The organism is Arcobacter sp. CECT 8989, from assembly GCF_004116715.1.
Taxonomy (GTDB): Bacteria; Campylobacterota; Campylobacteria; order Campylobacterales; family Arcobacteraceae; genus Halarcobacter.
Genome location: NZ_PDKE01000011.1, coordinates 43,536 through 68,518 on the forward strand (window position 1 = coordinate 43,536; position 24,983 = coordinate 68,518).

Genomic DNA, 24,983 nt, shown 5'->3' on the forward strand with positions numbered 1-24,983 from the left:
AATACATAGCAGGAAAAATAATGGAAAATATTAACTATTTTTTTACAAATAAAGATGATGGAAATATTGCATACCATGTTGGTGATAAAAAAGAGAATGTAGATAAAAATAGAGAAGAATTATCAAAAAAATATAGTTTTGATTTAGAAAAACTTATTTACATGAATCAAGTTCATGGTAATAATGTTCAAGTAGTTGATGAAGACTCTGCACGATTAATAGAAGATTGTGATGGATTAATTACAAATACTAAAGGTTTAACTTTAATGGTTATGGTTGCTGATTGTATTCCTATTATTTTTATGGACAAAAATAAAGGAGTTGTTGCAGCAGTTCATGCAGGAAGAAACTCTACTTTTCAAAAGGTTGCACAAATTACAGCAAATAAAATGATAGATAAATTCTTATGTAAGCCTTCTGATATAGAAGTTATTATGGGTCCATCTATTGGTAAATGTTGTTATGAAGTAAATGATGAGCTTAAAAATATAGTTAAAACTAGTTTTGGTGAAGAGTTTATAAAAGGTAACAATATTGATTTACAAGGTATAAATACTATGTTACTAAATGATATAGGAGTAGTAAATATAAGTATAGCTAATACATGTACTAAGTGCTCAAATGAACCATATTTTTCATATCGAGTGGATAAAAAGTGTGGTAGGTTTGCAAGTCTAGTTACCATCAAATAGACAATTATGTAAGAATTGTGTAAATATCATGTCAAAATCATGTATCTTAAACTTAAATTAAAGTTTATAAGCAGAAATTATAATAAATTGAAAAAAATTAAGTTTCGATTAGTTACAATTACACTCTAAATTATATATAAAGGTTATGAAAATGAGTGTAAAAGTAACTAAGACAGAAGCATTAGACTACCACAGAGGACCCAACCCAGGGAAGGTTGCAATCTCTACAACTACAGAACTAACAACACAAAGGGACTTATCTTTAGCATATTCTCCAGGAGTAGCTTATCCTTGCGAAGAAATACAAAAAGAGCCAGAGTTAGCATACGAGTATACTTCAAAAAGAAATCTTGTAGCAGTAATTTCAAATGGTACAGCTGTACTAGGACTAGGTGACATTGGTGCACTAGCTTCTAAGCCAGTAATGGAAGGTAAAGCTGTACTATTTAAAAAGTTTGCTGCTGTTGATTCTTTTGATATTGAAATCGATGCAACAGATGTAGATAAATTTTGTGAAGCAGTAAAAGCTATCTCTCCTACATTTGGAGGAATCAATCTTGAAGATATTAAAGCACCTGAGTGTTTTGAAATCGAAAAAAGATTAATTGAGGAATTAAATATTCCTGTAATGCATGATGACCAACATGGTACTGCAATTATTACAAGTGCAGCACTACTAAATGCAAGTGAAATGATGAATAAAAAAGTAGAAGAGATGAAAGTTGTTGTTGTAGGAGCTGGTGCTTCAGCAATTGCTTGTTCTACTATGTATAAAGAATTAGGTGTAAAAAACTTAATTATGTGTGACTCTAAAGGAGTTATTCATAAAGAAAGAACGGATTTAAATAAATATAAAAAAGCATTTATGGCTGAAACTGCAATGACTATTGAAGAAGCATTTACAGATGCTGATATGGTTTTAGGATTATCAAGACCTGGAACATTTACAAAAGAGCATATTGCTTTAATGAGTGAAGAGCCAATTGTATTTACATTAGCAAATCCTACTCCTGAGCTTTTCCCTGAAGAGGTTAAAGAAGTTAAGCCAAAAGCAATTGTTGGTACAGGTAGAAGTGATTTCCCAAATCAAGTAAATAATGTACTTGGTTTCCCATTTATTTTTAGAGGTGCATTAGATGTGCAAACTAGAAAAATAAATATGACTATGAAAATGGCAGCAGCTAAAGCAATTGCTGATTTAGCAAAAGAACCATTAACTGATGACCTTAAAAAAGAGTTTGGTGATTTAACTTATGGTAGAGAGTATATTATTCCTGTACCATTTGATAAAAGACTATTTATTGAGGTTTCAAGTGCTGTTGCAAATGCCGCTGTAGAAACTGGTGTTGCAAGAGTTAAAGAATTTGATTTAGAAGCTTATAAAACTAACTTATCTAAAATGATTTAAATCTTTATTTTGGTATTATTCCTCTCTTAAAATAAATTGGAATTAAGGGTTTCTTTAGAAGACTATTCTTTTAGAGAAACCTAATAATAGGAACAAAATGAAAGATTACATACTTTTAATTAATACTCATGACTCTAAGGGACTTGTATACAATGTCTCTAAAATCCTTTTTGCAAATAACTTAAACATAGAAACAAATGCTGAATTTGTTGATAAAGATACAAATAAATTTTTTATGAGAACAGTTATTTCAGGAGATGTAAATAGAGATTTACTTTTAAAAGAGTTAACTGAGGCACTACCTGAAAACTCAATAATCAAATTAAATCAGAAATCTAAAAAAGATATCGTAATTTTAGCTACAAAAGAGTCTCACGTTTTAGGAGACTTACTTATTAGATATATTGATGGTGAACTTGATGCAAATATCAAAGCAGTAATTGCTAACCATGAGTATTTAAAAGATTTAGTAGAGAAGTTTGATATTCCATTTCATTGTATTAGTGCAGAAGATATGGATAGAGAGGCTCATGAAGATTTAGTAATTGAACAAATCAAAGAGTATAATCCTGAATTAATTGTACTTGCAAAATATATGAGAATTTTAACACCTAAGTTTGTTAATAATTTCCCTCAACAAGTATTAAATATTCACCACTCTTTCTTACCTGCATTTATTGGAGCAAATCCATATAAACAAGCGCATCATAGAGGTGTAAAAATTATTGGAGCTACAGCACATTATGTTACTGATGATTTAGACGAAGGTCCAATTATTTTCCAAGATGTTGTAAATGTTGACCACTCTTACTCATGGCAAGATATGAGAAGAGCAGGTAGAAATGTAGAAAAAATCGTATTATCAAATGCTTTACAGCTTCTTTTAGAAGACAGAGTATTTGTTTATGAAAATAAAACGGTGGTTCTATAATGTTTAATATAGTACTTCACGAACCAAGAATTCCAGGAAATGTTGGAACAATAGGAAGACTTGCTTTTGCTCTTAATTGTAAGCTTCATCTTATAAAACCTTATGGTTTTGGTGAAATTACTGAAAAAGAAGTAAGAAGAGCAGGGCTTGATTATTGGTTTGATTTAGAAGTTTATGAGTATGAAAATATTGAGGCTTTCTGGGCAAAATACCCTTTAAATGAAAGACATTTTTTTGCTACAACTAAAACTGATAATCTGTATTTTGAAGCAGACTACGAAGAAAATGACTTTTTCTATTTTGGAAGAGAAGATGCAGGACTTCCAGAAGAGATTTTAAATAAAAATAAAGAGGGTTGTATTACAATTCCAATGACAAATGATGCAAGAAGTTTAAATATTGCAAACTCTGTATCTATTGTTGCTTATGAAGCATTAAGACAAAACTTTAAAGAGCTTAAAAAGAGTTTTTCTTAAGCTTCTTTATAAGCTTTTTTACAGCCTTTAATTTTTTGTCTAACTCTTTCTTTTCTTCACAATCATCACATTTTTGAATTTTTTTCTTTAGAGTTTTTCTTTTTTCAAAGAGTTTTTCTTTTAACTCTTCAATCTCTTTTTTATTCTCTTTTATCTCTTTATTGTCCCATTCTAAAACAGTTTCTAAAGAGTCTATTATTTTACTTAACTTCATCTTCTTCTCCTAGCTCTCTTAGTTTGTTATCTCTAATAAATAAAGTATTAGCAATAGTTAAAAGGTTTGAACAAATAGTATAGGCATTTGATGTGTCATTGATAACAGATGTAGCCATTTTAGAAGTGATTTTTTCTTCTTTTATTAAAGAATCAATTCTTCCATTATGAATAACATCAAGATTTTGAAGTCTTTCTTTATCTACTTGAATTTGTGTAGAAACTTCTAACTCATCAGTTACACTATCACTTTCAAACTCTTTTTTTAATTGGTTTACTTCAAATATAAAAGTAACTATCTCTTCTTTTATAAATTTGTATTCTTCTTTAATGTGTTCATTTTTGCTATTTAGATAGAAGTTAATATTTTTTTGAATATCTCTTGTATCTTTTAGTGTTTGTATAATTATACTTGAGATTTGTTTCAGGTCTGTTACATATTTACTTTGCTCTTTAGTCATATTTTGTTGAGAGATAAGAGCATATTCAATAATGTCACTAAATAAAGATTTTAACTCTTTTTGATAGATATCATCTAAGTTTGTATCAATTTTAGTATATTGATTTACTACTTTTTTAATATCATCTTTAGTATTTAATTGACTTGTATGAACTGAAAGAGCATGTAAGATAGCTTTTTGAGCATTATCATAAAGTCTTATAGTCTCTTTTTGAATAGAAACCATGGCATTATATGGTATTTTTACATTAGCTTCAGCAAGATATAGAGGTTTTGAGCTTTTTTGATATTTATCAGTAATAAACTTCTCTGCAATTTTAACAATATAATTAATAAATGGAAATAATGCAATAATTCCAAGTAGATTAAAGATAGTATGAAATAGCGCTAATTTCATTGTATAGTTATCTTGTGCAATCCCAACTAATGGTGAAAGTATTTCAACTAAATCTCTTAGTGTATATATTAAAACTACAGCAATAAGCCCAGTAGAAATATTGAAAATAAAGTGTGCAAAGGCAAGTCTTTTACCATTTTCATTGGATGTTAGAGAACCTAAAACAGCAGTAACTGTTGTACCAACATTTGCTCCAATTGCAAGTGCTAAAGCATCTATATATAAAATATTTGATCCTGCTAAAGCTGTAATAATAATAGCCATAGTAGCAGAACTTGATTGAATAACTACAGTTGACACTGCTCCAATTAGAATATAAATAAAGATACCTAAATATCCACCTACAGAATAAGCTGCTAAGTCAATAGAGTCTTTTAAAGTATCAAAACCTTCTTTCATGTATGAAATACCTAAGAAGATAAATCCAAGTCCTAAAAGAATATTTCCCAATCCTACATATGTATTGTTTTTAGAGAACCTAAAGATAACACCAAAGATAATCATAGGCATAGCATAAACAGATATTTTAAGTTTTAAGCCAAATGATGAAACAATCCAAGCAGTTGTAGTACTACCAAGATTTGCACCAAAGATTATAGCGATACCTTTTGCTAAACTTATTAATTCAACTGATAAGAAAGAGATTACGATTACAGAAATTAATGAAGAACTTTGTACTATAGAAGTTGTAATAAAACCTGTAGTTAAAGCTCTTACTTTTGTACTAGTAAATTTTTCTAAGATCTTTTCTAATGTTCCACCGGAAAATAGTTTAAAACCATCTTCCATAAAGTGCATACCAATTAGGAAAATAGCAATACCAGAAAGTATGATTTTGATATTATCTTCTGAAATAACATAAAATGCTGTAATAAGCAGTAATAGTATAATTAACGTTTTTTTAACCATTAGGTATTATAATATATTTTTTTATAAAAATAAAGATTTAGGATTATTTTTTGATAAAGATTTTGATTTTAGAAGATGATGAGCTTTTTTTAGAGACCCTAGAGGACTTCCTATGTGATGAGGGTTTTGCAGTAAAATGTGCAAAAGATGGGGAAGAGGTTTTAGACTACTGTTTTGAAGAAAAATATGATTTATATTTACTTGATATAAATGTTCCAAAAATTAGTGGAATAGATTTATTAAAAAGACTTAGAGAAGCTAATGATACTACTCCTACAATATATTTAACTTCTCATAAAGATAAAGATATGTTAACAAAAGGCTTTTTAAGTGGTTGTGATGATTATTTAAAGAAACCTGTTGATTTAGATGAGTTATTACTTAGAATAAACTCTTTATTAAAAAGAAGTGGAAAATTCAAAGAACAAATAGAATTAATTGATGATTTAGTATTTGATGTAAAAAATAGAAGACTATTAAAAGCCCAAGAGGATTTAAATCTTACAAGTAAAGTTATTGATTTATTAGAGCTATTTTTAGAACAAAAAGATGCGATTGTTACTAAAGAGATGATTATAAATAGACTTTGGTCATATAATGAAGACTATAGTGAAGGTTCTATTCGTGTTTATATAAATAGTTTAAAAAAGATATTTGGAAAAGATTCAATAAAGAATTTAAAAGGAATAGGGTACAAATTTGAACTTTAAAAAAAGAAATTTCCTTATAACAAACTCTATTGTAATAGTATTTGTACTTTTATTGTCTTTATTTTTAAATTACTATCTAACATCAATATTTGGGTTTAATCAAAATACTTTTTTATTAATAACTATTAGCGTACTAATTTTCGGGCTTATTTTATATCTACTACTTAGCAAATCTATTTTTGAGCCACTTTTTAAAAGTGATGAAAATCTACAAAAAACAGTAAAAGAAACCTTGCATGAACTTAATATTCCTATTTCTACTATTAACTTAAATACTCAAATGTTAGAGAAAAAGATTAGCGATGAAAAGGCTTTAAAAAGATTAGAAAGAATTAAAAAAGCTTCAAATGAATTACTAAAGTTATATGAAAATATGGAGTATCAAATCAAAAAAGAGATTGATAAAATCGATATCACAGAGTTTAGTTTACACGAGCTAATCAATAATAGCTTAGAAAAGTTTGCTGATGTTAAAAGAGATATTAATATTGAAGTTGATTTAAAAAGTGATGTATTATTAAAAAGTGATATAAATGGTTTTGAAAAAACTATAGATAATCTTTTATCAAATGCTTTAAAATATAACTTAGAAAAAGATGGAGTTGTTAAAGTTTCATTTGAAGATACAAAACTAATCTTCTTTAATACTGGAAAAGAGATTGATACAAAGAACTTATTCATTATTTTTGAAAAATATTTTCAAGAAAATAGTGATAAAGAAGGTTTTGGTTTAGGTCTTTCTATGGTAAAAGAGTTTTGTGATAAAAACCTTATTTTTATTAAAATAGAACCTACAAAAAATGGTAATAAATTTATTCTAGATTTAAAAAATATAATATCAAAAAAGTAAAATTTAACATTTATTTAACATTAATTTAATGATTAATTAACACATCTAATTTATTATTCTTATAAAAAATTAAGGATAAGAATGAAAATTAGATTGTCTCTATTTACTTCAATTTTATTAGGTACTTCACTTTTAGCAAATCAAACAGTAGAGTTAGAAAAAGTATCTGTAACTGCTACAAAAGTTGCAACTGCATCAAAGGATGTATCTCAATCAATTGCAATTGTTGATGAAAAAGAAATCCAAGATAAAAATATTTTAAATATTCAAGAGGCTATTGGGCATATTCCAGGTATTCAAGCTGAGTCTTCAAGTAATTCACAAAACCCAAGGTTAATCATAAGAGGGGCTGGTCTTAAAGCAAGATATGGAGTAAGAGAAATCATGGTTATGAAAGATGGTGTTCCTATGACTGACCCTGATTCATTTACTAGATTTGATTATATTGATATGCAAGATGTAGAGGCAATTGAAGTTCAAAAAGGACCAGGTTCTATTAATGCTTCAAATACTACTGGTGGAGTTATTCAGCTAATTACTAAGTCTGTATTTAAAGAAGATAAAAACAGTATAAAAATAGGTGCAGGAAACGATAATCAAAGAAATACTAATTTTAAATATAGAACAGCTATTGATGATTCTAATTTTATGTCTTTTTCTTTCTCTTCAAGAAAAAATGATAATGACTGGAGAGAAAACAATGATTTTGATTCTACACAAGGAAGTTTAAAATATGGACATATTTTTGATGATGAATCAACATTAGAAACAGAACTTGCATACACTGAATCAAATGTAAACCTTCCTTCTTCTATGACTTTAGAAGAGTTTCAAGAGTTTAAAGCAAGTGGAACACAAGAAGATACTAGTAGTCAATGGCAACATAGTGCAAGAGATTCTAAAATCTTATCTTTAAATGCTAAGTATGAAAAAGAAATAGGAAATATTACATATAAACCAAGATTTTACTATAACAAATGGGAGCATTTCCACCCTGTAACTGGAATGATAAATGATAGTGATGATAATCAAGTTTATGGTACGGATTTAGAACTTAATTTTAATCATTCTCTTTTTTCAAATGATGCTATGTTAGTAGCAGGGCTTACTGCTAAAAGAGATATTACAAAAGACTCAAAAAAATATACCTATGAAGACTACGAAACAAAAAATGCAACAGGATGGCCTTTTACTCCTTATATAAGTAGAACCTTATCAAAAGATAAAGGTGATTTAGCTTCTACTGAAGATAGTGATACAAAGCTTTATGGTATCTACTTAATGGAAACTTTTAAACCAATAGAGGATTTAGCTATTGATATTAGTACTAGAGTTGATAAGTTGAAGTTTGATATTTCTGGAAATGAATTAATTAAATATGACTATAGTAAATCAAACTATGATACTGGAAAAGGTGAATACTCTTTACAAAAAGATTTCACTTTATCTTCTGCAAAACTAGGTTTAAACTATAGATTGACTGATTTCACAAATATTTATACTGCTATTGCAAAAGCAAATCAAGCACCAACAGGAAGTGAGCTAGAAAGTGCTAGTGATGATGGAATTGATTTAGAAAAAACAAATAGTATTAACTATGAAATTGGTTTAAAATCAAGAACAAATACATATGCTTACGATATGGCTTTATATCAAAACAATGTAGAAGATGAAATCATTCAAGTAAAAAATGCAAACGGACAGGCTGTTTATAGTAATGCAGGTGAAACAAAAAAGATTGGTTTTGAAGTAAGTGGTATTTACAATATCAATAAATATCTATCTTTTGGTGCAAACTATGCTTATAGTAAATTCAAATTTAAAACTTTTGAAGAGCAAGTAAGAGGTGTGTCTGAGTCAAGGGATGGAAATATCTTACCATATATCCCTAAACATCAATATTCATTGTTTACAACTCTTAATTTAGACAATGGCTTAAAAGCAAGATTAAGTACTAAAACTTGGGGAAGTTATTATATGGATAATGCAAATACTCAAAAATATGAAGGCTATAAATTTGTAACAGACCTAATGGTAGGTTATGAGAAAAAAGATCATTCAATCCAGTTAAATATCAAGAACTTAACAAACAAATATTATGCAATGGAAGCTAGTAAAGATGTTTATGGAAATGAAACATATAAAGCAGCAGCTCCAAGAAGTTTCATGTTAACTTATGCTTATAAATTTTAGGAATAATAAATGGTAGATAAAATCAATAGAGATAAAAATGATATCTATGGTATGCCAATTTTAGGGTTTTTATTTAAAAACCCTAAGTTCTTACTTACGTTAAAACTATCAGTTTTTGCACTATTTTTATATGCAATGACTTATGGTTTTATAAATACTAGTTCTGAAAATGTGTTTACTAAAGGGGTTTTTTGGAATCTATTTTGGCCATTTTTTATGGTTATAACTCTAGGAACATTAGGAAGAGTATTCTGTGGAATTTGTCCCCATGGTTTTATGGGAAAATATATTACAAAGTTTGGATTAAATAAGAAAATGCCAAAGTTTTTAGCTAATCCTTTTATAGGTCTATTGGTTCTATTATTTGCTTGGTGGTTAGTATATTATATGTATCCATCTTTTTATAAAACACCACTAGCTACTGCTTTAGTTTTTTTAGTTTTAACTATTATTGCAATGATTGCTTTTTTTGTTTTTGAAAAGATGTCTTATTGTAAATCTTTTTGTCCTATTGGTGCTGTTACAAATGCTTTTTCTAAAGTAGGTTTTACAAAGTTAGAAACATATAAAGATGCTTGTAGTTCATGTAAAACTTTTGATTGTGCAAAGGCCTGTTCTTATGATTTAAAACCATTTACTTTCCAAAAGAAAAACTCAATGGCTGATTGTACTTTATGTATGGATTGTAGTAGTTCTTGTGAAGCAGTTGCTTTTAAAGTTACAAAACCTTCATCTTCTTTACTTAAAAAATTTAAGCCAAGAAAATCAGATGTTTGGGCATTAATTCTTTTAACTGGTGCTATTTCTATTACTATGGGCTTTCATCATGCTTTAGGAAGAAGTGCAATTGTTGAAGAGTTTATTTGGAGTAAAACAGCAAGATATTTTGAGAGTTTTATTAACTTTGGAACTATTGATACAATAGGTCTATTTGCTTTTTCTTACGCAATTGCTTTTGTACTAATTGCAAGTGTAGGAGGAATGTTTATTGCTTCAAAGATTTTAAAAGTTGACTATGAAAAAACTTTTTATACTTTAGGTTATGCTTTTGCTCCTTTATTTATCATTGGTGGATTATCTCATGTTGTTGAGTTTTTCTTTTTACATTATGCTTCAAATATAGTAAATGGCTTTATTCAAGCCTTTTCTTTAAATTTTAATTATATGGAACCACTTGCAACAAGAAGGGACTCTTGGCTACATATATTCAAAATGTTTAATCATCTTGCATATATTTGGGCATTTATTATTATGATTGCTAGAATCAAACTTCTAGACTCGACAAAATTTAGAAAAATACTTGCATATCCTTTTGCTTCAGCACTTATAATTTTTTATACGGGGTTAAATTTTTATACAGGTTATGTATTTAAAACATATGGAGCTCAAAAAAGAGGAGGGCACAATCATATGCAACATCAAAAGCAAACAAACAATCATTCTTCTTTAAATATCGTGATAATAAAACAAGAAAACAAGGGATAGAGTTATGAATATCGAACTATTAAAAAATCTAGTTGATTATGGTGTGATTGCTTTACTTGTACTTATGAGTTTTATTGCAGTAATGTTCTTTATAGAAAGAATTCTTTTTTACAGAAAACTTGATGTAAAAAAATATGAATCAAAAAAGAAATTAGAAGTAGCCTTAACAAAAAACTTAACTTTTATAGGAACTATTGCTTCTAACTCACCATATATAGGACTTCTAGGAACAGTTCTTGCAATCATGCTTACTTTTATAACTATGAGTGAAGGAGACATTGAAGCAACTAAGATTATGGCTTCTTTAGCCCTTGCACTTAAAGCAACAGCAATAGGACTTGTTGTAGCAATTATATCAATGATTTTTTATAATATTTTATCAAGATATGCAGAGGTTTTAGAAAGTAGCTATGAAGATTAAAAAGTTTGATTCAATCAATGTAATTCCTTTTATTGATGTATTATTAGTTCTTTTAGCAATAGTTTTGATGACTTCAACTTTTATTGCTAAAGGAGTTATTCCTGTATCATTACCTGAAACTAAAAGTGCTCAAAAACTAAAAGAGAATAAAGAGTTTACAATCTATATTGATGCACAGAATTTTTATTATGTAAATAAAAATAGAATCACTTTTGAAAACTTAGAAGAAGAGCTTTTAAAGTTAAAACAAGAGTCACTTATTTTAATAAGAAGTGATAAAGAAGCTAGTTTTAACAGTTTTGTTCGTGTGTTAGACTTTTTAAAGTCAAAAGATTTTTTAAATATATCTATAGTGACAAAAAATGAGTAGATACTTTTCATCTTTTTTTATTACTACTATGCTTTATACAGCTTTATTTGGAACTGTTTTCTTTAGCTTTAATGAGTTTAAAGTTGTAGATAAAAAAGTAGAAGAAAAGAAAATCTCTTTAAACTTTGTAAATATTCAAAAGCAAGAAAAACAAGAAAAGAAAAAAATAGAAGAAAAAAAGCCTAAAAAAGAAGCAGTTAAAAAAGTAGAAAAGAAAAAAGAGCTTGTAAAAAAACAAGAGAAAAAAACTATAACTAAACCTAAAAAAATAGTAAAACAAAAGCATAAAAAAGAAGAAACTACTTCTGTTAAAAAAACAGTTAAAAAAGTTGAGACAAAAGTAAAAAAACAAGAAGTTATAGAGAAAAAAGTATATAACTATGAGCAAGAGTTTTTACATAAAAACTTATTACTTATTCAAAAACAAATACAAAAACATATAAAATATTCATCAAGAGCAAAAAAACTAAATATTCAAGGGGAAGTTTTAGTAAGATTTAGATTAACAAGTAGTGGTATTCAAGGAGACATTGTGACTTTAAGTGGACATAGACTTCTTAGAAAAAGTACTATAAAAGCCATTTATGAAGCTTCATCATATTTTCCAAAAGTAAGTAAAGATATAACTATAAAGCTTCCTATTGTCTATAAGCTTATTTAGTGTCCCATAAAATATATGAAACTTTTTAATGTACTAGTACATAATTGATTTTTCATATCATTCATTATTTTAAATGCCTCAAATGATGTCATTCTATTTTTATAGGTTCTTTGTGTTGTTAACGCATTAAATATATCACAAATAGAGATGACTTTAGCAAGTTTATTAATTTCATCTGTTTTAAGTCCCTTTGGATAACCTGAGCCATCACACTTTTCATGATGTTGTTCAATAACTTCTAAAAGAGTTTCATTATTTTCTCCATTCTTTTTTAGAATTTTAACTCCAAAAGTAGGATGTTTCTGTACAAGGCTAAACTCTTTTTGTGTTAGTTTTCCATCTTTAGTAATAATATCATGGGGAATGAATTTTTTTCCTATATCATGTAAAATAGCAGCTTTTCCTAAAAGTATTAATTCTTCTTTTGTTAGTTTTAAATATGCTCCAAAGCCTATTGCATATATTGCAACATCAATTGAATGGGTATATGTATAATAGTCATATGAAGTAACTTTTAGCATAGCATCCATTGCATTTTCTTCTTTAAGAAGTAGTTCTACTTTCGAGTTAATAAGAGTGTTTACTTTTGATAGGTTTTTAGAAGTGATTTCACTTTCAAAGAGTTCATTTATTGTATCAGTTGCTATTTCTTTTAAAAGTTTTGATTTTGAGTCAATACTTATCTCACTATCTTCAAGAAGTTCTTTTATATGGCTTTGTATATAGGTTTGATAGCTGATTTTATCTTCATTTTTTATATAAAATCTCGCATTGTTTTGTTCTACTGAAAAGTATTGACTACACTTTTCAAAAGGCTTGTTTTTAGGAAGTAAAAGGGAAAATATCTGTTCGTCAACCTTCCTATAAATATTATAAGGGTATTGTTCTTTACTTTTTAGAGTCTCTTTTATAATAGGAATGAACTTAGAGACTTTAGGCTCTTGCATTTTTCTTCCTTCTTTTTTTAGTTCTAGAAGTGTTAACTTTATATGTTGCAGATTTTAACTTTTCAATTAGATTAGAAGAGATTTTATACATATTCATCAAAGTATCTCTTTCTTTTTGTTCTAAATTACTTTTTGAGTTATCATAAATATCAATAAGTTCTAAATAGTTTATTTCTGCTAAAAAAGGATATAAGAACGTAGATTTTTCTTCTTCTATAACCCATTCACTTAGAAGACAAATAACAACAAGTTCAGGCATCCATTGTTGACCATTTTCTAGGTTTACTTCTATACCTTTCACTAAACTATCATAATAAACCATCAATGGTTCTTCTTTTTTTGCTAGTACTCTTAACATAGTATTTTTTGATGAAGAGGCAATGAGACTTCTTAAATATGTAGAGTTTACAACACACTCTTGTAAGTTTGTTAGTAAAGCTCTTAATTGTGTAGAGATATATTCACTATCTTTTTTATCACCTAAAGAGAACTTGATATTTCCATTATCAACTTGAAGGAAAAACTCTTCAAGTGTAGTTCTTATAAAAACAAGTAAAGCTTCAGTTTTCATTTCTCTTAAAAGTTTAGGTTTTATTCTATTTTTACAAGATTCTCTAATAGTCATATTATCTCCTTATTTAGTTTTTATTACTTGCATCAAAAACTATTTTTTGTGCAATCTCTTTTGCTTCTATAGCAATTTGATTTGTTTTATTTGCAATAGAGGCATTATTTTTTGTCTCATTGTTTATATTTTCAATCATAGAATTTATATTGTCAATATTTATATTTTGCTCTTTTGAGTCATCTGTAACTTGATTGATAAGTTTTGTTGTATTATGAATGTTCTCATTTAATTCAAGATATTCATTTTTCATTTTATTTGCGATATCTTTTCCAACATTTGCTTGATTGATTGCAGCTTCAACAAGAGTTTTATTCTCTTTTGCTGCCTCTGCACTTCTATTTGCTAAGTTTCTTACTTCTTGAGCAACAACAGCAAAACCTTGTCCAGCCTCTCCTGCTGTTGCAGCTTCAACTGCTGCATTTAGTGAAAGAATATTTGTCTGGAAGGAAATATGGTCAATAATTTCAACAGCTTCACTAATATTATTTACTTTTCCACTTATTTCATCGATTGAAGATGCTGTTTCATTTGTAAGCTCTTCCCCAAGTTTTGAAGAGTTTATCATCTGTTTTGCATAACTTTCCATTTGTCTTGCATTGTTTGTTGTTTCATTAGTTTTATTTAAAACTGTATGTAAATTTGATGTTGCTTCTTCTAATGATATTTTTTGATTATTTGATGACTGTGCAAGTGTTTCTACATTGACTGCAAACTCTTCTGCTTTGTCTTGTAGTGACAGACCATTTTTTAGGTTTTGACTACTTAATTTCACAAGAGTTTCTCCTAGATGATCAACTTGTTCAAATAGTTTTTTAATTTCTCCTCTTGTTTTTCCTTTTGAGTTTATTCTCTTATTAAAATCATCATTACTATAAGACTCTAAACTATCTAAAACTCTGTAAACATTGTATTGTAAAGCAGAAAGTAAACTATTTACAATACTTATTAGATTGTTTATTGATTGATTATTTGCATCTTTTGAAATCTGAATATTAATCTCTCCTAAGGAAGCATTTTCACAAATTGCAGAAATCTCTTGAATTGCTTCTTGGTCTTTTTTTATTCCTTTTACAATTTCCTCAATACTACTATTTATTGAAGTTATCATTTGTCCTATTTCATCTTTTGATTTAACTTTAAATGGTTTGATAGTATCAGTTTTTTGTAAGATGAAATCAAAGAATGTATTTAACTCTTTTTGTAGTACTTTTAAAGGAGAAGTAACTTTTTTTACAACAAACAAGGCTGAAAGTAGGGTAATGGCAATAATTAAAATTGAAATAATTAGTAAAAAATATGTTGAATCACTTATCATTTCATCTATATTATCAAGGTTAAACTCTAATTCAATTACACCAATTACATCTCCAACCTTTTCATTACTATGGCATAAAAGACACTCTTGAGTAGCAATCATTGGTTTTAAAACTCTCATTAGATGAGAATTGTTTTCATTGTGTCTATTTTCAACTAGCTCTTCTTTTGCTAAGAATACTTCTAAAACTTTTTTATCTTTTGTATATACCTCTTCTGGAGAATACATTTCAATGGTATTTTTACTTTTATAAACATTTAAAGTCTCAAGACCTTTTATAAACTCTCTACTATCTTCTTCTGCTTTTTTAATAGTTTGTGGGTCACCACTATTCATAGCATTTCTAAGTGTTAGGAAGATTGAATCTGTTAACATATTCATTGAGTCAACTGAATTTTTATTTATCATCTCTTCCATTTTAGAGGTAGAACTGTAGTTCATAAAAATATTCCCAAAAAGAAGTATAATTACTATTGGAAGAATAATTTTAGTACCAATCTTTAATTTATGGATTTTTTCTAGCATATCGTGTAGGGAGAGTTATTAAAAACTCTCCCATTCTCCTTGTTCATTATCAGCAAATTTTTTGTTTGGTATATTAAGCTCTTCTTTTTTCTTTCTTTTTATCTCTTTTGCTTGTACATCGTTTTTACCTTCAAACTCTTTTGCATTTGCATTACTTACAACAAGTTTTGCAATTTCATCAGTTAATGAAGCTATATCATGTGCTTCAGATGCAACCATTGCATTTTTTTGTGTTTGTTGGTCAAGCTGATTTACAGCATCATTTATTTGCTCAATTCCAAGAAGTTGCTCTTTTGAAGCATTTTCTATATCAGCAATTAAACCTGTAGTATGAGAAATATTCTCATTTAATAGCTTATATCCTTGAATCATATTAGAAGCGATATTTTTACCTTCATTTGCTTTTACAGTTGCATTTTCAACAAGAGCTTTAATCTCTTTTGCTGCTTCTGCACTTCTGTTTGCAAGGTTTCTAACTTCTTGTGCAACAACGGCAAAACCTTTTCCAGCTTCACCAGCAGTAGCAGCTTCTACTGCTGCATTTAGTGAAAGGATATTTGTTTGGAATGCAATTTGGTCAATTACTGTTATTGCATCATTAATAGATGTAACTTGTGTATTTATATCTTCCATTGCATTTGTTGTGTGAGAAGCAAGGTCTTCACCTTCAGTTGCTGATTTAGTAACTTCAGTAGAAAATTGTGCCATTTTTGCAATATTTTCAGTGTTGTGTCTAATATTACTTGTTATCTCTTCTAATGCAGCAGCAGTCTCTTCTAAACTTGATGCAGCTTCCGTTGAACTATCATTTAACTTATCAACATTCTCTAATAAGATATTTGAACTTTCATCTAGTGTTAACCCATTTGATTTATTTTCAACAAGCATTGATGTAATAGATGAACCTAAATCATTCACTCCCGTTGAAAGTTTTAATAAATGTTCTTTTAAATCTTTTGTAGGAATTTTATTTAGGTAGTTATAGTTACTGTATTGTTCTAAAATATTTAAGATATTGTCAATATTATTTTCTAAATTATCTGCCATCTTATTTAATACAGTTTTTAATTCCATTAGAGCAGGGTTATTAACATTTAGATTTAATCTCTGACATAAATCACCTTGTTCAAACTCACCTAATACAGAAATAGTTTCATCAATTAAGTTTCTATCTTCTTCTATACTTTTTTGAGTTTTTTCAATATTTTTATTTACTATTTTTGCCATTTGACCAAATTCGTCATTGCTAGTAATATTGATTTTTTCGCTACTTGAAGATTCTCTATTTAAATATGAAAAGAATGAATCTAAACCATTTTTAAATATTGATAACTTTTTTGTAATATCTGAGATAATTAAAAATGCTAAGAAAATGATAATGATTAATGCAATAATGATTGTAGAAATAGTCATTATTTTACTTGTGTTATAAATTTCAAATGCTAAATCAGTCTCTTGTTTCGCAACTTCTAATTGTAAAGCAATTAAAGCAGAGATTTTTTCTCCAATAGGGTCAATTTTAGGGTAAAGCTCTTGAATAGTTATAGCAGCAATAACTTCAAGGTCTTTATTTTTACAGGCTTCTTTTATTTTTTCAGCAACTTCAGTTCCTATTTTCATTAATCTTTCTGCTTCAGTTGCAAGTTTTTGTTCTTCTTTTGTAAGTGTTGTAGAAATATAAGATTGCCATTGAGTTTGAATCTTTTTTTCAGCACTTGATATATTTGCAATACATTTCTCAAAAGAGATATTGTTGTTTCTTACTTGATGCGTAGTATCAACAATATTAACTGCATATTCATCGGCAATAATTTTTAACTGTTCTAATGGTACAACCCTGTCATTATAAACTGTTTCAAGCCCAGCATTAACTTTTTTTAATTGTACAATAGACATAACACCTAGTATCATAAGCCCTACAAGAGCAATCACAGCTAAAATAGATAATTTGATTTTTGTAGATAAATTATTCATCAAATAACCTTTTTTTCAACTCTTTTTTCATTAATTCGTCCTTATTTTTAATCGTTTATATGTTTACTAATAACATATAACTTAAAATTAAATTTTTGAATTGTATAAAAAAAGGGTATCAGAAAAGTATCAAAAATGTATTATTTCTAGAAAATCTTTATAAAAGTAAACTAGTTTATTAATTTAAGGAGTATAGATAGAAAAGAATATCTATCTAAATTTATTTTTTATTTTTATTTCAAGCTCTTCAATTGTTTCGATGGCATCTTTCGTATGATTAGAAAAACCCCAGTTAACTAAAACTGAATCAACACCAGCATTTGTAGCAGCCATGATATCTTTGTGAGAATCACCTATTACCTGAGCTTTTGTATTTTTTATACTATGAGTATCTAAGATTTTATTTATCATCTCAGGGTGTGGTTTTGGGTTTTCAACACTATCATATCCTAAAATTGTGTTGAAATAATGACCTACTTCTAAGTGGTCAAGCATTTTCTTCGCAAAAAAAGAGTTAGCATTTGTAGCTACTGTTAATGTAAAATCAGAGCTAAGATCATCAATTAATTTCTTGATTCCATCATAAAGTTCTAAACCGTTTAAACAATTTGCATCATAATACTCTTCAAATAGTTTTTGCTGTTGTAATGTAAAATCAGAAGTTCCATAAAAAAACTCGGCAGCATTTATTTTAGGGTCATTAACACTTTCTAAAATAAGCTCTCTTTCAAGTCTTTCAAATCCTAGTTCTTCTCTTACATAGTTGATTGTATTTACTAATGGAGTACTACTATTTATCAAAGTACCATCCATATCAAACATTATTAATGCCATGAAATTCCTATATGATTAGATAAATTTTTTATATTTTAGTTTATAACCATGACCATAAATAGATTCAAAGAGTTCACAATTAAGTTTATTTTTTAATCTTGAAACTAGGTTTCTAACTCTTTTATTTGTATCACTAAAATCATTAAAGATATAGTTGTCTATTTCATCATAAGTTTTTAAAGAACCTTTTGATTTTATAAATAGTTTAAATAGTTTTGTTTCATTTTTAGTAAGTTTTATAGGTTCTTCATCTTTAAATAAAGCTTGGTCTTGATTATTCCAAATGAAATCATCATGAAGATGAACAATATGCTCATTTGTAGGCATAAGCTTGTTTTTTTCTATTATATTCATCAATGAGTTTGATATTTGTTCGATATTGTATGGTTTTAAAATATAGCCATCAATTCCAGCATTTATAGATTTTAAGAAGTAGTCAGTATTACTATGGGCTGAGAATATTAAAATAGGAATATCACTATCAAACTCTCTAATAGTAGTAATCATTGAGATACCATCTCTTTGTGGCATTTCAATATCTGTAATAATTAAATCATATGCAGTAGATTCAAATTTATTGTTTTTTTGAAACTCTTCTAAGCCTTGTTGACCATCACTTGCTACAACTATTTCATCAAAAAATATTTGAAGCATTTTAAGAGTTTGTTCCCTAACATCTTCATTATCTTCTATATATAGTAAACGTAAGTTTTTAGTTGATCTTATAATATCTTGAAGATTATTTTGATTCATTTTATAACTATCCTTCTAAAGGATGATTATAGTCTGTTTTAGATTTTAAAATAATTAAGTAATAAATTGAAGGATAGATTAAGTCCAAAGACTTAATCTATTTTTTCGTATGACAAATGTCATCTTTTAGGTTTCTATTTCTATATGCAAAGGCAATAGTAACAAATACTAAAGCAGTTACATAATAAACCCACATTGGAATTGGTACTGGGTCACCTGTTGCATATGAGTGAAGGCCAGATAAGTAGAAGTTAACACCAAAGTATGTCATTAAAATTGATGCAAATGATAATAATGATGCAACTGAGAATGCATATGGATTGTTAAGCTTTTTAACAAATCTCATATGAACAACTAATACATAAATTACAATTGATACATAAGCCCAAGTCTCTTTTGGATCCCATCCCCAATATCTACCCCAAGATTCATTTGCCCAAACACCACCAAGGAAGTTACCTATAGTGATTGCACTAAGTCCAATGATTAGTGAGATTTCATTAATAGCAGTTACTTGTTTAATTGTTTCATCAAGGTGTGGTCTATTTTTTCTAAAAATAAATAGAATTAAAACCATAAATCCTAAAATTGCACTAAGTCCAAAGAAACCATATGAAGCTGTTAAAATCGATACATGGATAGTTAACCAGTATGATTTAAGTACAGGAACTAGGTTTGTAATTTGTGGGTCAATACTTGTAAGATGTGCTGTAAACATAAAAATAGCTGCAACAATAACCGCTGCACTTAATGCAAGTAATGATTTTCTAAAGAATACAACTCCTGCAAATACTGCTGACCATGAGATATAAAGTAGTGATTCATAAGTATCTGACCAAGGAGCATGTCCTGAAATAACCCATCTAAATCCCATACCAAATGTATGTACAGCAAATAATAAACTTAACATAATAAAGAAGAATAGTGTTGTTTTTCTTGGTTTGATATTTGGATTAAATACAACAATAAATGCTACAACAAGCATAATAAATCCAACAAATAAATAAGCAAGTGTTAGTTTTTCAAAAATTTGTAGTTGATTGAATGCTATTTCTCTATCTATTTGAGATTTTGGAGGCATAACTTCTTTACCAACTTGAGTTTGGTATTCTTGAATCATATCAATAAATTTATTTGATAATTCCCATTTTTCACTAATAATTGAATTTAAAAAACCTCTTACCAGTGTTTCAATTGCTTTTTGGTTATCACCTTCAAATCCTTGAATAGCATCTAATGGAGAATACCATTTATTGTTTTCAAGTTTTTGTGCACCTGTTTTAGGGAAGATATTAAATAAACTTCCATTATAAACCATATATGAAATACTTAATCTTTCATCAAGTTTTACAATATCTTTTTCATAAGTTCCTCTTTGATTAGGGCTAATCATAGAGATTCTTTGAGTCTCTTCTTGAAGAATATATTTATTGTCTTTGAATACTTCAGTAAAGGCAATATATTTTCTATCTTTTTCAATTCCTAAAAACTCTTTTAATTTTGGAGTTTTTACTCTAATCATTCTCATATTTCGCCAAATCTCTGGTCTAGTAAGCATTCCTAATACTACTTGGTCTGCATTCATACCAAACATTGACTTTTTACCAGCAAGTTTACTTAGAATCTCATGGTTAAGAGTGTCTAGTGGTTTCATTCTACCACCATTACTTTGAACTACGATTTTAGAAAACTTCTTAGCAGTTTGGGCTGAGTCATTTTTAAATCTCTCTAAATACTTTTCAATCTCTTGTTTATCAGGAGTAAAATTAGCTAGTTGGTCTTCTGCTTGTAAGTTTGTACTTGCAAAAGTAATAAAACAGGCAGCAACAATTGATGCTAAGTTTTTTCCACTTACATATTTAGTAAGTTTCCAGAATCTTGATTTCTTATCAAATAAATTCCAAATAAGTCCTAAAGTAAGTAAGAAATATCCAAAATAAGTTGGCCATTTACCCGGGTCATTATTTACAGACAATACAGTTCCTTTTTCATCTGGGTCATATGAACTTTGGAAGAATAAGAAGTTTCCTTCATGAAGTGTTCTGTTCATAAAAATTCTATAGTCATATTTTCTGCCATCAGGTTTGATTACTGTTACTTCAGAAGCATAAGATGATGGAGCCATACTTCCTGGGTATCTATCAAGTTGGAAGTCTCTTAATTGAATAGCAAAAGGAAGTTCAAGAGTTTTTGAACCATACTCTAGTGTTACAACTGCATCACCAAAGTCTTCAACTTTTGTAACACCTTTCATTCCTCTTTTACCTGGTAGTTTTACAGTTTTTGTTTCTCCATTTAATGAAACATCTACTGTTAAAATACCCATGTCATTTTTACCTTTTTTAGCATACATATAGTTGTTAAAATCTACAGTTAACTCTTTATTGTCAAAAGAAATACTATGAGAAAAATCATTGCTACCTAAAGCAGTAAATTCCATTGGGTACTCTTTATAAAAAGTAGAGTCTTTTTGTTTTATTTTAACTTGTAAATAAGGTTCTAAAGAGATCATTCTGTTTTGAATCTGACCTTCTCTAATTTGCATAATTCCTTCATAACCAACATATCTAGTTACAGCTGCACCAATTAATATTACAACAAATGATAAATGGAAGATAAATCTTGGTTTATGTTTCCACATTTTATATTTATAGATTATACCTGCAAGGTTAATAGTTGTTAAAACTAATACTGTTTCATACCAGAAGTGGTTGTAAACAAGAACTCTAGCAGATGATGTACCGAAATCATTTTCGATGAAAGTTGCTACTCCTGCCCCAATGGCTAGAATAGCTAATAAAGTAAGTGTTGTCTTGAAGGAGAACAAGACGTCAGTTAGCTGTTTCAATATAAATCCTTTTTAAAAAGTTACCCGCTAATTATACGTATTATCTATTTAATTAACGTGTAGAAAGTATTTTTTACAAAATTTCGTTATTATAACCAAAAAACTTTACTTATTCTTGATTTAAAACAAGTTTTTAAATAAATTAAGATTATAATTCTAGAATGAATTTAGAAGAACTTAAAAAGAAAAAAGACGACTGTAGAAAATGGAAAAATGTTGAACCTTGGTATAATCAATTACTAAAGGTTTTTGACTTACATAAAGAGAAATTACACGTAGATTATGGTGATTGGTTTACTATTGGAAAAAGAGAAGATTTAACTGATAGTGAATTTGCTTTAATAGAAGAAACAGCACAAAAACTTATTCCTTGGAGAAAAGGACCTTTTAATTTATTTGGTGTTGAAATTGATAGTGAGTGGCAGAGTAATATAAAATACAATCTAATAAGACCTCATTTTAATTTAAAAGATAAGGTTGTTGCAGATATTGGTTGTAACAATGGTTATTATATGTTTAGAATGCTTGAAGATAAGCCAAAAAGATTAATTGGTTTTGACCCAAGTGCTTTAACACTACATCAGTTTGAGTTTGTTAATCACTTTGTTAAATCAGATATCATTTATGAGATGCTTGGAGTAGAGCACTTAGAGTATTATAATCATAAATTTGACTTTATTTTTATGCTTGGTGTTTTATATCATAGACCAGATCCAGTTGGAACATTAAAATCACTTGCACGAGGATTAAACTCAAAGGGTGAGATTTTAATTGATACTTTTATGATAGATGGAGAAGATGAGATTTGTTTAACTCCGGATAAAAGATACTCTAAAATCCCAAATATCTATTTTATTCCAACTATTCCTGCTTTAAGAAATTGGTTAAGTCGAGCTGGTTTTGAAGATATTGAAGTAATTGCTACAACTACTACAACTAGTGAAGAACAAAGAAAAACAAAATGGTCATTTGATCAAAGTTTAGAAGACTTTTTAGACCCTGAAGACCCAACCAAAACAGTTGAGGGTTATCCTGCTCCAAAAAGAGTTTATATGAAAGCTAGAAAGATACAGTAGATTAGAATAAATCTATTGTATCATCAGGAGTTAAATCTTTATAGTTGAAGAATTGGCTTCTTCCTCTATTTTTAGCTTCATATAGAGCTATATCTGCATTTTTAATAGTTTTATCTATTGTATCACTATCATCAGAAGTATCAAATATATCATATCCAATACAGATTGTTTTTTGTAGTGTGTGTCCTAAGTCATTCACAGTAACTTTTACTTCTGAAAAATCTTTTATTATATTTTGTGCAATTTTTGCGATATCTGACTCACTTGTAGTGCTAAGCATTGAGATTAAAAACTCATCACCACTTAATCTTGCAACCATATCAAACTCAGAAATATTTGAGTGAATTATCCTTGCTAATTCAACTAGAACTTGATCTGCAACTTCATGGTCAAACTCATCAATAACTGCTTTAAAATGATCAACTCCTACCATCAAGAAATAGATACTCTTATACTCTTTTTTAGATAAAGTAATTTGTCTATTTAGGTTTTCAATTAAATAATGTCTATTATAAACTTTAGTTACAGAGTCTAATGAAAGTGACTCAATAAAGTTTTTCTTAATAATACCATTTTGAATAATTGGTGAAATTTGAAATAGAGCTGACTCAATAACATTATATTGATCCGCTAGCATGTCATGATGTTCTTTTGATGAAGCACAAAATGATACAATAGCATTTAAATTTGTATGAGTGTTTACAATAAAGAAAAAAGATAATGAATCATCTAAATAAAACTCATCTCCTTCAATAAATACATTTTCTCTATTATTTCTTTCTATATCAAATAGAGCAAATGTTACGTTATCTACATCAAAGTTTGTATGTAACCAAAGATAAATATCTTCTGCCATTTGTTTTAAGTTTGAAGAGTATTGTAATTGATCATATAATTTATAAATATTTTCTAAAGCTTTAAAGTCTTTTTCATTTGATTTTGCTGATTTTACTAATTCTAAAATATTATTCTTCATTCTATCCCTTAAAAAAGTTCTATTGTATTAGTCTTTTCTTTCTTAAATTTGAAAAATTGACTTCTTCCTTTATTTCTTGCCTCATAAAGCGCAATATCAGAAGATCTGAAAATCTCTTCAGTTTTACTTGCATCATCAGGAAACATAGAAATACCAGCACAAATTGTTTTCATCAACGTTTGATTTGTATCTATGTTAACAATAACTTTTTTATTCTTAAAGTTTTCTATTATTTTCTCAGCAACTTTAATTGCATTATCTTCACTATCTATATTATGCAAAATAACTAAAAATTCATCGGATTCAATTCTTGCAACAATATCAGAAGTTCTAACAGAGTTTTTTAAGCTTACTGCAAGCTCTTTTAAAACTTTATCTCCTGTATTATAATCAAATTCATCAATAACAGCTTTGAAGTGATCAATACCTATTTTTAAAAAAGCAACTTTTTTCTTCTCCCTTGAAGAAAGTGGAAGCATTGTTTTTAAATATTCATCTACATATTGTCTATTATAAAGGCCTGTTAACGTATCTTTTAATGATAACTCTTTTAGTTGAGATGTTAAGTACTTATTATAAATAGTTTGTGAAATTAAGTTAAACGTTGTTCTTACTATTTCTGAAGTAGATTCAATCTTATCTTGTTCTAATCCTGATTCAAAATAAAAAGTTACTTCTAATTCATCACTTTCATCAAGTTTAATAAATAGATTTTTACTTTTAAAATCTTTATTTGAATCAATATTCGAATAAATACTTCTATTGTTGATAGCTGCTTTAAACCTAGATATTCCAAAGTCCTTATTTAAATACGATGATAAATATGCGAAGATATCATCTAATTTATGTAAAGTCTTTAAGTGATCATTTAACGCAATAATCATTTGAAAACTATAAGAGTTTAACTTATTATAATTCATTTTTTACCTAA

Annotated in this window: 23 protein-coding genes; 12 read left to right on the forward strand and 11 right to left on the reverse strand. The window is 27.9% G+C overall.

Annotated elements, in window-relative coordinates:
• Positions 1-20 precede the first annotated feature (20 nt).
• From pgeF to CRV02_RS10855, 4 genes are all read left to right on the forward strand, one after another.
• Positions 21-692: a peptidoglycan editing factor PgeF gene (pgeF, locus tag CRV02_RS10840; protein ID WP_129090352.1), complete on the forward strand. Its 672-nt coding sequence runs from the start codon at positions 21-23 to the stop codon at positions 690-692.
• A gap of 151 nt (positions 693-843) precedes the next feature.
• On the forward strand, positions 844-2,100 hold the full coding sequence (locus CRV02_RS10845) for a malic enzyme-like NAD(P)-binding protein (protein ID WP_129085060.1): 1,257 nt from the start codon (positions 844-846) through the stop codon (positions 2,098-2,100).
• 97 nt (positions 2,101-2,197) lie between these two features.
• On the forward strand, positions 2,198-3,031 hold the full coding sequence (gene purU / locus CRV02_RS10850; RefSeq protein ID WP_129090353.1) for a formyltetrahydrofolate deformylase: 834 nt from the start codon (positions 2,198-2,200) through the stop codon (positions 3,029-3,031).
• On the forward strand, positions 3,031-3,507 hold the full coding sequence (locus CRV02_RS10855; protein ID WP_129090354.1) for a tRNA (cytidine(34)-2'-O)-methyltransferase: 477 nt from the start codon (positions 3,031-3,033) through the stop codon (positions 3,505-3,507). The genes purU and CRV02_RS10855 overlap by 1 nt, the downstream gene beginning before the upstream one ends.
• Here CRV02_RS10855 and CRV02_RS10860 read toward each other — a convergent pair.
• Both CRV02_RS10860 and CRV02_RS10865 read right to left on the reverse strand, forming a co-directional pair.
• The gene (locus CRV02_RS10860) at positions 3,488-3,721 is read right to left on the reverse strand and encodes a hypothetical protein (protein WP_129085057.1); all 234 of its coding nucleotides are present in this window, start codon (positions 3,719-3,721) and stop codon (positions 3,488-3,490) included. The genes CRV02_RS10855 and CRV02_RS10860 overlap by 20 nt on opposite strands.
• A complete protein-coding gene (locus tag CRV02_RS10865; RefSeq protein WP_129090355.1) occupies positions 3,708-5,486 on the reverse strand; it encodes a Na/Pi cotransporter family protein in 1,779 nt (592 codons plus the stop codon). The genes CRV02_RS10860 and CRV02_RS10865 overlap by 14 nt, the downstream gene beginning before the upstream one ends.
• Positions 5,487-5,536: 50 nt before the next feature.
• On the opposite strand from CRV02_RS10865, the gene CRV02_RS10870 reads away from it, so the two are divergent.
• The 7 genes from CRV02_RS10870 (at position 5,537) to CRV02_RS10900 (ending at position 12,176) form a co-directional block, all read left to right on the forward strand.
• On the forward strand, positions 5,537-6,196 hold the full coding sequence (locus tag CRV02_RS10870) for a response regulator transcription factor (RefSeq protein ID WP_129090356.1): 660 nt from the start codon (positions 5,537-5,539) through the stop codon (positions 6,194-6,196).
• Positions 6,186-7,046 carry a HAMP domain-containing sensor histidine kinase gene (locus CRV02_RS10875; RefSeq protein ID WP_129090357.1) on the forward strand — a complete coding sequence of 287 codons (861 nt, stop codon included), beginning with the start codon at positions 6,186-6,188 and terminating at the stop codon, positions 7,044-7,046. The genes CRV02_RS10870 and CRV02_RS10875 overlap by 11 nt, the downstream gene beginning before the upstream one ends.
• Before the next feature lie 81 nt (positions 7,047-7,127).
• Complete coding sequence (locus CRV02_RS10880; RefSeq protein WP_129090358.1) at positions 7,128-9,239, forward strand: TonB-dependent receptor; 2,112 nt, start codon at positions 7,128-7,130, stop codon at positions 9,237-9,239.
• A gap of 9 nt (positions 9,240-9,248) precedes the next feature.
• Entirely contained in the window at positions 9,249-10,724 is a 1,476-nt protein-coding gene (locus CRV02_RS10885) for a 4Fe-4S binding protein (RefSeq protein ID WP_129090359.1), read from the forward strand.
• Between the two features lie 4 nt (positions 10,725-10,728).
• Entirely contained in the window at positions 10,729-11,145 is a 417-nt protein-coding gene (gene exbB, locus CRV02_RS10890; protein ID WP_129085051.1) for a TonB-system energizer ExbB, read from the forward strand.
• Positions 11,135-11,515, forward strand: coding sequence for a TonB system transport protein ExbD (gene exbD / locus CRV02_RS10895; RefSeq protein WP_129090360.1), 381 nt, complete (start codon positions 11,135-11,137; stop codon positions 11,513-11,515). The genes exbB and exbD overlap by 11 nt, the downstream gene beginning before the upstream one ends.
• Positions 11,508-12,176 (forward strand): energy transducer TonB, encoded by a 669-nt coding sequence (locus tag CRV02_RS10900; RefSeq protein WP_129090361.1) that lies wholly within the window; start codon positions 11,508-11,510, stop codon positions 12,174-12,176. The genes exbD and CRV02_RS10900 overlap by 8 nt, the downstream gene beginning before the upstream one ends.
• On the opposite strand, the gene CRV02_RS10905 is transcribed toward CRV02_RS10900, so the two are convergent.
• The 7 genes from CRV02_RS10905 to ccsA all read right to left on the reverse strand — a co-directional run bounded on the left by CRV02_RS10905 (position 12,173) and on the right by ccsA (position 22,000).
• Positions 12,173-13,123: an HD-GYP domain-containing protein gene (locus CRV02_RS10905; protein ID WP_129090362.1), complete on the reverse strand. Its 951-nt coding sequence runs from the start codon at positions 13,121-13,123 to the stop codon at positions 12,173-12,175. The two genes, CRV02_RS10900 and CRV02_RS10905, sit on opposite strands and share 4 nt — an antisense overlap.
• Positions 13,110-13,748, reverse strand: a complete 639-nt coding sequence (locus tag CRV02_RS10910; RefSeq protein WP_129090363.1) for a hypothetical protein — start codon at positions 13,746-13,748, stop codon at positions 13,110-13,112. Before CRV02_RS10910 ends, CRV02_RS10905 begins: the two co-directional genes overlap by 14 nt.
• A gap of 13 nt (positions 13,749-13,761) precedes the next feature.
• Positions 13,762-15,507: a methyl-accepting chemotaxis protein gene (locus CRV02_RS10915; RefSeq protein ID WP_164968995.1), complete on the reverse strand. Its 1,746-nt coding sequence runs from the start codon at positions 15,505-15,507 to the stop codon at positions 13,762-13,764.
• Positions 15,508-15,609: 102 nt separating this feature from the next.
• On the reverse strand, positions 15,610-17,568 hold the full coding sequence (locus CRV02_RS10920) for a methyl-accepting chemotaxis protein (protein WP_375137086.1): 1,959 nt from the start codon (positions 17,566-17,568) through the stop codon (positions 15,610-15,612).
• A 207-nt stretch (positions 17,569-17,775) separates the two neighbouring features.
• The gene (locus CRV02_RS10925) at positions 17,776-18,399 is read right to left on the reverse strand and encodes an HAD family hydrolase (RefSeq protein ID WP_129090366.1); all 624 of its coding nucleotides are present in this window, start codon (positions 18,397-18,399) and stop codon (positions 17,776-17,778) included.
• 15 nt (positions 18,400-18,414) lie between these two features.
• Entirely contained in the window at positions 18,415-19,152 is a 738-nt protein-coding gene (locus tag CRV02_RS10930; RefSeq protein WP_129090367.1) for a response regulator transcription factor, read from the reverse strand.
• A gap of 97 nt (positions 19,153-19,249) precedes the next feature.
• Positions 19,250-22,000: a cytochrome c biogenesis protein CcsA gene (gene ccsA, locus CRV02_RS10935; RefSeq protein ID WP_129090368.1), complete on the reverse strand. Its 2,751-nt coding sequence runs from the start codon at positions 21,998-22,000 to the stop codon at positions 19,250-19,252.
• 161 nt (positions 22,001-22,161) lie between these two features.
• Here ccsA and cmoB point away from each other — a divergent pair, with 161 nt between their 5' ends.
• Positions 22,162-23,076: a tRNA 5-methoxyuridine(34)/uridine 5-oxyacetic acid(34) synthase CmoB gene (gene cmoB, locus CRV02_RS10940; RefSeq protein ID WP_129090369.1), complete on the forward strand. Its 915-nt coding sequence runs from the start codon at positions 22,162-22,164 to the stop codon at positions 23,074-23,076.
• A 1-nt stretch (position 23,077) separates the two neighbouring features.
• Here cmoB and CRV02_RS10945 read toward each other — a convergent pair whose 3' ends face one another.
• Positions 23,078-24,052 carry a GGDEF domain-containing protein gene (locus CRV02_RS10945; protein WP_129090370.1) on the reverse strand — a complete coding sequence of 325 codons (975 nt, stop codon included), beginning with the start codon at positions 24,050-24,052 and terminating at the stop codon, positions 23,078-23,080.
• A gap of 8 nt (positions 24,053-24,060) precedes the next feature.
• Entirely contained in the window at positions 24,061-24,972 is a 912-nt protein-coding gene (locus tag CRV02_RS10950) for a GGDEF domain-containing protein (RefSeq protein WP_129090371.1), read from the reverse strand.
• Positions 24,973-24,983: the final 11 nt, after the last annotated feature.

What these genes read in the sequence shown, in the direction of transcription:
- CRV02_RS10885 (WP_129090359.1), top strand. Translation starts at nt 9,249, where the DNA reads ATGGTAGATAAAATCAATAGAGATAAAAATGATATCTATGGTATGCCA.
- CRV02_RS10915 (WP_164968995.1), bottom strand. Translation starts at nt 15,507, where the DNA reads ATGAACTACAGTTCTACCTCTAAAATGGAAGAGATGATAAATAAAAAT.
- CRV02_RS10905 (WP_129090362.1), bottom strand. Translation starts at nt 13,123, where the DNA reads ATGCAAGAGCCTAAAGTCTCTAAGTTCATTCCTATTATAAAAGAGACT.
- CRV02_RS10860 (WP_129085057.1), bottom strand. Translation starts at nt 3,721, where the DNA reads ATGAAGTTAAGTAAAATAATAGACTCTTTAGAAACTGTTTTAGAATGG.
- CRV02_RS10945 (WP_129090370.1), bottom strand. Translation starts at nt 24,052, where the DNA reads ATGAAGAATAATATTTTAGAATTAGTAAAATCAGCAAAATCAAATGAA.
- purU (WP_129090353.1), top strand. Translation starts at nt 2,198, where the DNA reads ATGAAAGATTACATACTTTTAATTAATACTCATGACTCTAAGGGACTT.
- pgeF (WP_129090352.1), top strand. Translation starts at nt 21, where the DNA reads ATGGAAAATATTAACTATTTTTTTACAAATAAAGATGATGGAAATATT.
- CRV02_RS10930 (WP_129090367.1), bottom strand. Translation starts at nt 19,152, where the DNA reads ATGAATCAAAATAATCTTCAAGATATTATAAGATCAACTAAAAACTTA.
- CRV02_RS10865 (WP_129090355.1), bottom strand. Translation starts at nt 5,486, where the DNA reads ATGGTTAAAAAAACGTTAATTATACTATTACTGCTTATTACAGCATTT.
- CRV02_RS10880 (WP_129090358.1), top strand. Translation starts at nt 7,128, where the DNA reads ATGAAAATTAGATTGTCTCTATTTACTTCAATTTTATTAGGTACTTCA.
- exbB (WP_129085051.1), top strand. Translation starts at nt 10,729, where the DNA reads ATGAATATCGAACTATTAAAAAATCTAGTTGATTATGGTGTGATTGCT.
- CRV02_RS10900 (WP_129090361.1), top strand. Translation starts at nt 11,508, where the DNA reads ATGAGTAGATACTTTTCATCTTTTTTTATTACTACTATGCTTTATACA.
- CRV02_RS10845 (WP_129085060.1), top strand. Translation starts at nt 844, where the DNA reads ATGAGTGTAAAAGTAACTAAGACAGAAGCATTAGACTACCACAGAGGA.
- CRV02_RS10855 (WP_129090354.1), top strand. Translation starts at nt 3,031, where the DNA reads ATGTTTAATATAGTACTTCACGAACCAAGAATTCCAGGAAATGTTGGA.
- CRV02_RS10910 (WP_129090363.1), bottom strand. Translation starts at nt 13,748, where the DNA reads ATGACTATTAGAGAATCTTGTAAAAATAGAATAAAACCTAAACTTTTA.
- cmoB (WP_129090369.1), top strand. Translation starts at nt 22,162, where the DNA reads ATGAATTTAGAAGAACTTAAAAAGAAAAAAGACGACTGTAGAAAATGG.
- CRV02_RS10950 (WP_129090371.1), bottom strand. Translation starts at nt 24,972, where the DNA reads ATGAATTATAATAAGTTAAACTCTTATAGTTTTCAAATGATTATTGCG.
- CRV02_RS10925 (WP_129090366.1), bottom strand. Translation starts at nt 18,399, where the DNA reads ATGGCATTAATAATGTTTGATATGGATGGTACTTTGATAAATAGTAGT.
- exbD (WP_129090360.1), top strand. Translation starts at nt 11,135, where the DNA reads ATGAAGATTAAAAAGTTTGATTCAATCAATGTAATTCCTTTTATTGAT.